Origin of the sequence: Dactylosporangium sp. NPDC005572 (assembly GCF_040605515.1) — a bacterium.
In the GTDB taxonomy this organism is placed as follows: domain Bacteria; phylum Actinomycetota; class Actinomycetes; order Mycobacteriales; family Micromonosporaceae; genus Dactylosporangium.
In genome coordinates this window covers 1-8257 of sequence record NZ_JBEXCY010000337.1, presented here as the reverse complement: position 1 = coordinate 8257, position 8257 = coordinate 1, and the positions used below count along the sequence as shown (strand labels likewise).

Here is an 8257-nt window from a genome sequence, read left to right as displayed (position 1 = left end):
CGATCCGACACGGGCGTGCGAGCGCTGTTCGAGGCGCGGTTGGCAGACTGGGCGCGTCGGCCCGCCCGGCCAGGGCGCCGACCCGCTCCTCCGCGGTGCGCACGGCGAGCCGGACCTCCATCTCATGCTGCCGCGCGCCCGGTACCTGCTCGGCGAGGTCGTCGCGGTCCATCGTCGACGGGTCCTCGTCGATGGGCGTCTCCTCGGCCGCGGCGAGGCGCTCCTCCAGCTCGGCCAGGCTGGTCAGGCCCGACTCGCGGGCCGACTCCGCCTTGCCCTTCGCGGCCGCGTGCCGCTCGACCTCGGCCTTGGCCGACTTGGCCGCGGCGCCGAACTCGGCCAGCCGGCGGGCCGCCGCGTTGCGCTGGCTGTCGGCCTCCTTCTTGGCGGCGGCGGCCTCGGCGACCTGCTCCTTGGCCACCCCGGCGGCGTTGCGGGCCAGCGCGAGCAGCTCGCGGGCCTCGGCGACGCGCCGCTCGGCGTCGACCTTCTTCTGGCGGGCCTCCTCGACGGCGGCCTGCACCTCGATGAAGCTGTGCTGCTTGCCGGAGCCGCCGGCCGCGGCGTAGGCGCCGAGCACGTCACCCTCGGGGGTGACGGCCCGCAGGCCGGGCGCATAGGACACGATCCGCTTCGCGACGGCCAGGTCGGGGGCGAACACCACGTCGCCGAGCGCCCGCTCCAGCGCCGGGCGCAGCTCGTCGGGGGCGCGGACCAGGTCGATCGCCCAGTGCGCGCCGGGCGGGAGCGGCACCCGCTCGACCGGCGGGGCGTCCAGCATCGGCGCCGAGGCGATGAGCAGCGCGGCCCGGCCGGCGTCGTCGTGCTTGAGCAGCTCGACCGAGGCGACGGCCGCGTCGACGCCGGACACCGCGACCGCGTCGGCGAGCGCGCCGAGCGCGGCGGCCAGCGCGGCCTCGTGGCCGGCCTCGACCGACAGCAGGGCGGCGACGCTGCCCAGCATGCCCGGCACCCGGTCGGAGCTGGCCAGCAGCGTGCCCGCGCCGTCCTTGCGGCGCAGGCCCATCGCCAGGGCCTCCTCGCGCGCCTTCCACTGGGCGACGTCCTTCTCGGCCGCCCGCTCGGCGTCGCTGTGGGTGCGGACCTCGCCGTTGATCGTCTCGAGCTCGCGGGTCGCCTCCTGGTGGCGCAGCTCCAGGTCGGCGTTGTCCCGGTCGGCGACCGACGCGCCTGCGCTGGCCTCCTCGAACAGGCCCTGGGCGTGCTCGGCGCGGGTCTCGGCCTCGGCGAGCTGGACCGCGAGCCGCTCGATCTCGTCGGCGGCGGCGGTCGCGCGGCTGCGGGCCGACTCGACCTGGCCGGTCAGCTTGGCCAGGCCCTCGCGGCGGTCGGCGATGGCCTTGTGGGCCGCGACGATGGCCTTCTCGGCGAACGCGAGGCGGCGCTCCAGGTCCTGCCGGCGCTCGACCGCCTCGGCCAGGCGCTCCTGGCTGGCCTCCAGCGCGGCGCGGAGCTCCTCCTCCTGCTCGCGGACCTTCTCCGCCTCGGCGGTGAGCTGGTCCGGGTCGCGGCCGGGGCGCTCCTCGACCGGCGCGGCGGACAGGTTGCGGTAGCGCTCGCCCGCCAGTTGATGGAGCGAGCGGTACCGCTCCTGGAGGTTCGACAGCTGGTACCACGTGTCCTGGGCCTCGGCGAGGACCGGCGCGTCGGCCGCGTGCTCGGCCTCCAGCGCGGCGAGCCGCTCGTTGATCGCCTCGACCTCGGCCTCGACCTCCTCGCGCCGGGCGCGCAGGGCGGTCTCGTCGGCGATCTCCTTGTCGAGCGTCGTGCGCAGCGTGGCCAGGTCGTCGGCGAGCAGCCGGAGCCGCGCGTCGCGCAGGTCGGCCTGGATGCCGGCGGCGCGGCGGGCCACCTCGGCCTGCCGGCCCAGCGGCTTGAGCTGGCGGCGCAGCTCGGTGGTGAGGTCACCGAGGCGATTGAGGTTGACCTGCATCGCCTCGAGCTTGCGGATGGCCTTCTCTTTGCGCTTGCGGTGCTTGAGGACGCCGGCGGCCTCCTCGATGAACGAGCGCCGGTCCTCCGGCCGGGCGTGCAGCACGCCGTCGAGCCGGCCCTGGCCGACGATCACGTGCATCTCGCGGCCGATGCCGGAGTCGGAGAGCAGCTCCTGGATGTCAAGCAGGCGGCACTGGTTGCCGTTGATCTCGTACTCGCTCTCGCCGGAGCGGAACATCCGGCGGGTGATCGACACCTCGGTGTAGTCGATCGGCAGCGCACCGTCGGCGTTGTCGATCGTGAGCGTGACCTCGGCGCGTCCCAGCGGGGCCCGGCCCGCGGTCCCGGCGAAGATGACGTCCTCCATCTTGCCGCCGCGCAGGGCCTTGGCGCCCTGCTCGCCGAGCACCCAGGAGATGGCGTCGACCACGTTGGACTTGCCCGAGCCGTTCGGCCCGACGACGCACGTGATGCCCGGTTCGAGCCTCAGCGTGGTCGCTGAGGCGAAGGACTTGAAGCCCTTGACCGTCAGGCTCTTGAGGTGCACGGATCTCCACTGGTCGACGTCTCTTATCCGGCAGGGTACCGCCGGGAGAGTACCCAACCCGGCAGCACCGCACACCATAATGCGCGTGTCGTGGGCACACCGGCCACTTGGGCCACTCGCGCAACCAACCGGACGTCCGTGTCGTTACCACCACCAGACATGACTGCGCGCCGAGACCCCTGGGATGTCGGCGCGCGGGTTTGCTGTTCAGTTCTACGTGCGGGTCGTGCTCGTCTCGAAACGTCAGGCCATTGCCGGCTCGACGAGACGGGACAGCTGCTCCGCCTCCGAAGCCGCCGCGGCAAGCCGGTCGTTCTCGGCGCGCAACCGGACAACCTCGAATTCGAGGGCCCGAACCTTGGCACGCAGTTGGGTGACCTCGTCGACAAGGCGCCGATCGGGCGCGCTGCCTACGTGGCCGAAGAGGGCCTTAGCCATATCGTCTCCTTGTTAAGCGCAGCCGGTCGACTCCGGCAAACGCGCGCCCAGCACCCGCGACCGAAGCACAAGGGCATGAATGGGCGCGACTGGCGACCCCTCTATGTTCCGCCGGGGCCGCGAGTTAGTCAAGCCGACCGGCACGCCAAACGTCCTGGCCAGGGTGTTCTCACTCACCCGGGTGCGTGATCCGCACCGCCGCGCCGATCGTGGCAGTGTGCCACCGGTTGCCCCGCGGCGCCACTGCAAAGTAGCGTCTTCCTCGGAAAATTCTTCGCCGACAGGCGTTCGCAGACCCGGGAGACGCACGCGATGGTGCCGCGGTTGGTGGCCCGGCTGGGCCCGGTCGGCATTGCCGCGGCCGTCACGGCCGTGCTCATCCTTTCCGGGCTGGGTTTCCTGATCGTGCCCGCGCTGACCGACAGCGGCCCCGCCAGGGGCGCCGCCGCCGCGGAGCCCGCCCCCTCGCCGTCCGCCGAGGCACCGGCGCCGTCCTCGGCCGCCCCGACCTCGGCCAGGCCCACGTCGGCCGCGCCCACCCTCGTCGCCGCCAACTTCAACAACTCCTACGAGGACCGCGTCGTCCAGCTGATCAACGCCGAGCGGCGCAAGGAGAAGTGCGAAGCGGTCCGGATGGACGCCAAGTTGCGCACCGCGGCCCGCGCGCACAGCGCCGACATGGCAGCCGGTGACTTCACCGACACCAAGGGCAGCGACGGCAGCGAGCCGGCCGACCGCGCGCAGCGGGCCGGGTTCGCCGGCTTCGAGCAGGAGCTCGTCGCCAAGGGCGGCGACGCCGGCGGCGTGGTCAAGCAGTGGCTGCGCGACGACAGCGACCGGGATGTCCTGGTCGACTGCGACATCACATCGATCGGTGTCGGCGCCGCGATGCGCGGCCGCACGGCCTACTGGACCGTGGACACCGGGCGTGCTTGAGGGGGCCCAGCATCGTTAGTCCGGTCGTGGACCGGGTTCCGACGCTCCTGCCGCTGCGGGCGCATCCGCTCGCCCGGCCGCACGCATGGGAGATCATCGCGGGACACGGTCCGGCGTTCAGCGTCGTCGTCGACGTCGCCCACGGACCCGGGAGCGGCCGGGATCCGCTGTGGACCGCGGCCATGAACCGGCTGGACGCGGCGGGCGTCCGGCTGCTCGGCTACGTCGACCTGGACTACGGCACGCGCCCGATCGCCGAGGTCCGCGCCGACGTGTACCGGTGGGCCGGCTACCCGGTCCGCGGGATCTTCCTCGACCACACCCCCGTCAGCCCGTACTCGATCGGCCCGGTCGCCGTCACCGCCCAGGCCGCCAACCGCGCCGGCCTGCCGGAGGTCGTGCTGAACCCGGGCGAGCCGCCGGACGAGGCCTACCGGGACCTGGGCCTGCCGGTGTGCGTGTTCGACGGCAACTGGCGCGACTACCGCCGCTGGTCGTGCGAGGGCGCCCGCCCCGGCGACGGCCACCTGGTCCACGCGGTGCCGCCGTGGGAGCTCGATCAGGCGGCGCGGCTGCAGGTGGAGCGGGGAGCGGGCTTCGGTCTGGTGACGGACCTGGGCGCCCCGGACCCGTACGCGGACCTGCCGGCCTGGTGCGGCCTGAGCCCGGCACTGGGCGAGTTGACCCGCCCGGCCCCGGCCTCGCGCCGCCCCCGCCCGTACCGCCACCTCCACGCCGTGCCGTTCCCCGCCCCGGGCGCCTGACCCCGTGCGCGGGCGGTCAGGCGGTGCGGGGGCGGGGCTGGCAACGGGGGCAGGAGAACGACGAGCGGTTCATGAACGACTCGCGGCGGATCGCCGTGCCGCAGCGGTTGCAGGGCAGGCCCTCGCGGCCATAGGCGTTCAGCGAGCGTTCGAAGTAGCCGCTCTCGCCGTTGACGTTCACGTACAGCGCGTCGAAGCTCGTGCCGCCCTGGCCGATCGCCTCGTGGAGCACGTCGCGGACGTGGCCCAGCAGGCGGCGGACCGCCGGGCGGGTCAGCAGCGACGTGTCGCGGGCGCCGTGCAGCGACGCCCGCCACAGGGCCTCGTCGGCGTAGATGTTGCCGACGCCCGAGATCAGCGTCTGGTCCAGGATGGCGCGCTTGACCTCGGTACGACGCCGGCGCATGGCGGCAACGAACGCCTCGTCGGCGAAGAGGGGATCGACCGGGTCGAGGGCGATGTGCGCCAGCTCGGCCGGCAGGACCGCGCCGCCGGTCGACACGGCCAGGCCGCCGAACGTGCGCTGGTCGACGAAGCGCAGCTCCGGGCCGTCGTCGTCGAACCGGAGCCGGACCCGCAGGTGCGTCTCGTCGGGCGCGTCGGCGGGCTGCATGAGCAGCTGGCCGGACATGCCGAGGTGGCCGATGAGGGCGTCCTCGTCGTCGAGGGGGAGCCAGAGGTACTTCCCGCGGCGCAGCACCGCGCCCACCCGCCGCCCGGCGAGCAGGGCGGCGAAGTGCGCGGCGCCGGGCAGGTGCCGGCGGACCGCCCGGGGGTGCAGCACCTCGACGGTGGCGATGCGCCGACCGGAGACCCATTTGTCGAGCCCGCGGCGGACGGTCTCGACCTCGGGAAGCTCGGGCATGTGGGTCCTCTAGATCGGGTCCAGAGCCGGCAGGCCCCGACCAAACTCGGTTAGATCGCGTAGTGCCAGGCGGTGATCAGGTACGAGCCGTACCACAGCCCGAACGCGCCGCAGCCCGCCAAGACTAGCGCTGCCGTGCGCGGTCGGGCCCGGGCCAGGGCGACGGCCGGCGGCACCAGGATGAGCAGCGCGGGCACGAGCAGCCGCGGCTTGGAGTGGTAGTAGCCGCCCTGCCCGAGGACCAGCACGAGGACGAGCAGGCCGTAGACGGTCAGCGGCGGCCAGACGCGCATTGCGACGGCGACGGCGGCGAGGATCACGACGCCGATGACCATCCACGCGATGCTCACCTGGACCCAGCCGTCGCCGGCCCGCAGGGCGTCGCGGACGAACTTGAAGCTGGACGTGCCGTAGTCGAACGTGGTGCCCCAGCCGGCCGTCTGGATGTCGAACCAGGCGCCGAGGTCGCCGACGCGCGTGCCCACCCACAGCAGATAGGCGGGCACGCCGGCCAGCGCCACCAGGGCCGCCGCGACGGGTTTCCATGCGGCGGTACCGAGGGTGCCGCGCTCTCGGTACAACGTGATGCCCGCGGCGACAGCGAGCGCGATCGCGGCCGCGGCACCGGTCGGCCGGGTCAATGCCGCCCCGAGCCCGAACGCGCCGGCGAGCAGCCAGTCGCCCCGGTGCGCGAACAGCAGCATGCCGACGACCAGCGCGGTGAACAGCGCCTCGGAGTACGCCATCGACAGCGCCATCGCCATCGGCTGCGTGCAGAACAGGGCGGTCAGGGCGAGGCCGGCCCGCTCGTCGTAGAGCCGGGTGCCGAGCGCGCACAGCAGCACGGCCGCGGCGCCGCCCGCGATCCACGACACGGTGATCGCCGCCGTTGGGTAGTCGAGCCGCGTGACGAAGTGCGTCAGCCGCACGAGCATCGGGTAGCCGGGGAAGAACGCCAGGCCGTTGCCGACGAGGACGCCGTCACCGTTGTAGGTGTACCCGGTCGGGTATCCCTCCTCGGCCACCCGCACGAAGTGCCCGCCGTCCCAGGCGAGCAGCCGGTCGCGGACCTTGCCGTCGTCGGCCATCCACCAGACCAGGCAGAGCTGCACGAGGCGGCTCAGCGCGTACAGGCCGAGCGGGTACGCCAGCAGGATCGATGCGTTCCGCTTGCGCTCGAGCACCTCAGCGACCGGCGTCATCGCCGGCTTCCGGGGTGCCGTCGTCCTCGGCCGCGCCGTCGGGTCGATCCGACAGCTCGCGCCAGGCGGCCTCGGCGGCGCGCTGCTCGGCCTCCTTCTTGCTGCCGCCCTGGGCCCCGCCGTACCGCCGCTTGGCCACGATCACCCAGGCGGTGAACCGCTTGGCGTGGTCGGGGCCCTCCTCGTCGATGCGGTACTCCGGGACGCCCAGGCCGCGGCCGGCGGTGAGCTCCTGCAGGCTGGTCTTCCAGTCGAGGCCGGCGCCGCGGACGGCGGCCTCGGCCATGAGCCCGTCGAACAGCTTGTGGATCACCTGGGCCGTCGGGTCCAGCCCGTACTGCAGGTAGACCGCGCCGATCAGCGCCTCCAGCGTGTCGGCGAGGATGCTGGCCTTGTCGCGGCCGCCGGTGGCCTCCTCGCCCCGGCCGAGCAGCAGGTAGGGCCCGATGCCGTCGGGGCCGAGCCGGCGGGCGACGTCCGCCAGCGCGCGCATGTTGACCACGCTCGCGCGCAGCTTGGCCAGCTGGCCCTCGGCCAGGTCCGGGTGGTTGTGGAACAGGGCGGTGGTGATCACCACACCGAGCACCGCGTCGCCGAGGAACTCCAGGCGCTCGTTGGTGGGCAGGCCGCCGTTCTCGTAGGCGTAGGAGCGGTGGGTCAGCGCGCGCCGCAGCATGTCGGGGTCGAACTCGACGCCGAAGGCGTCCTCGAGCTGGGTCGGTTTCTTCACGAGCGCTCTCCCAGTTGGTCACGGATGGTGAGGCCGCCGGCCGAGGAGAGTTCGGTCAGCAGATCGTCGGCGAGCGCCGCGACGGCGGGGATGACGCCGTCGCGGTGCAGCCGGGCGGCGAGGGCGATGCCGTCGGCGATGTCGGGCCCGGTGGCGGCGCCGTGGCAGACCACGACGTCGCCGACGACGCCCAGCAGCACGGCCGCCGCCTCATGGTTTCGGGTGCCCCGCAGGGCGCCCTCGATGCCCTTGAGCAGGATGTTGCCGGTGAAGCCGTCGGTGATCACGACGTCGGCCGGGCCGCCCTGGGCCACGTCGTGACCCTCGACCAGGCCGACGTACCGGCCGCCGCCGGGCAGCGGGATGTCGGACAGGGCGATGGAGACCGCACGGCGCAGCCGGTCGCCCTTGCCGGGCTCGCTGCCGATCGACAGCAGGCCGACGCGCGGCGCGGCGATGCCGAGCGCGACGCCGGCGTAGGCGGCGGCGAGCACACCATGCTGGACCAGCTCCAGCATGGTGGCGTCGAGGGTGACTCCGACGTCGGCGAGCAGCACCGGGCCGTGCGGCGTGGGCAGCGCGGCGGCGAGCCCGGGGCGGCGGACGCCGCGCTGGCGGCCCAGGACGTGGGCGGAGGCGGCGACGGCGGCGCCGCTGGAGCCGGCCGAGACCATGCCGAAGGCCCGGCCGGCGAAGACCGCCTCGGCGGACGCGCGGACCGTCGACTCCCGCCGGATGTTGCGCAGCGGGGAGTCGGCCATGCCGATGCGGCTCTCGACGACGATGACGCTGACGCGCTCGCGGTCGTGGACCGCGAGC

Annotated in this window: 8 protein-coding genes; 2 read left to right on the top strand and 6 right to left on the bottom strand. The window is 73.8% G+C overall.

Features of this window, described 5'->3' with window-relative positions:
• Nucleotides 1-2503, bottom strand: a 2503-nt coding sequence (gene smc / locus ABZS66_RS58970) for a chromosome segregation protein SMC (RefSeq protein WP_354773324.1), incomplete at its 3' end; no start/stop codon positions are given.
• A gap of 243 nt (nucleotides 2504-2746) precedes the next feature.
• Nucleotides 2747-2941: a hypothetical protein gene (locus ABZS66_RS58965; RefSeq protein ID WP_238015053.1), complete on the bottom strand. Its 195-nt coding sequence runs from the start codon at nucleotides 2939-2941 to the stop codon at nucleotides 2747-2749.
• A gap of 312 nt (nucleotides 2942-3253) precedes the next feature.
• On the opposite strand from ABZS66_RS58965, the gene ABZS66_RS58960 reads away from it, so the two are divergent.
• Both ABZS66_RS58960 and ABZS66_RS58955 read left to right on the top strand, forming a co-directional pair.
• Nucleotides 3254-3877: a CAP domain-containing protein gene (locus ABZS66_RS58960; RefSeq protein ID WP_354773322.1), complete on the top strand. Its 624-nt coding sequence runs from the start codon at nucleotides 3254-3256 to the stop codon at nucleotides 3875-3877.
• Nucleotides 3878-3903: 26 nt separating this feature from the next.
• The gene (locus tag ABZS66_RS58955) at nucleotides 3904-4641 is read left to right on the top strand and encodes a spherulation-specific family 4 protein (protein WP_354773320.1); all 738 of its coding nucleotides are present in this window, start codon (nucleotides 3904-3906) and stop codon (nucleotides 4639-4641) included.
• Between the two features lie 16 nt (nucleotides 4642-4657).
• On the opposite strand, the gene mutM is transcribed toward ABZS66_RS58955, so the two are convergent.
• The 4 genes from mutM to ABZS66_RS58935 form a co-directional block, all read right to left on the bottom strand.
• Nucleotides 4658-5506 (bottom strand): bifunctional DNA-formamidopyrimidine glycosylase/DNA-(apurinic or apyrimidinic site) lyase, encoded by an 849-nt coding sequence (gene mutM, locus ABZS66_RS58950; protein ID WP_354773318.1) that lies wholly within the window; start codon nucleotides 5504-5506, stop codon nucleotides 4658-4660.
• Nucleotides 5507-5556: 50 nt separating this feature from the next.
• Entirely contained in the window at nucleotides 5557-6708 is a 1152-nt protein-coding gene (locus ABZS66_RS58945) for a hypothetical protein (RefSeq protein WP_354773316.1), read from the bottom strand.
• On the bottom strand, nucleotides 6692-7438 hold the full coding sequence (rnc, locus tag ABZS66_RS58940; RefSeq protein WP_354773314.1) for a ribonuclease III: 747 nt from the start codon (nucleotides 7436-7438) through the stop codon (nucleotides 6692-6694). The genes ABZS66_RS58945 and rnc overlap by 17 nt, the downstream gene beginning before the upstream one ends.
• A partial coding sequence (locus ABZS66_RS58935) for a phosphate acyltransferase PlsX (protein WP_354773312.1) occupies nucleotides 7435-8257 on the bottom strand: 823 nt, incomplete at its 5' end. The genes ABZS66_RS58935 and rnc, both read right to left, overlap by 4 nt.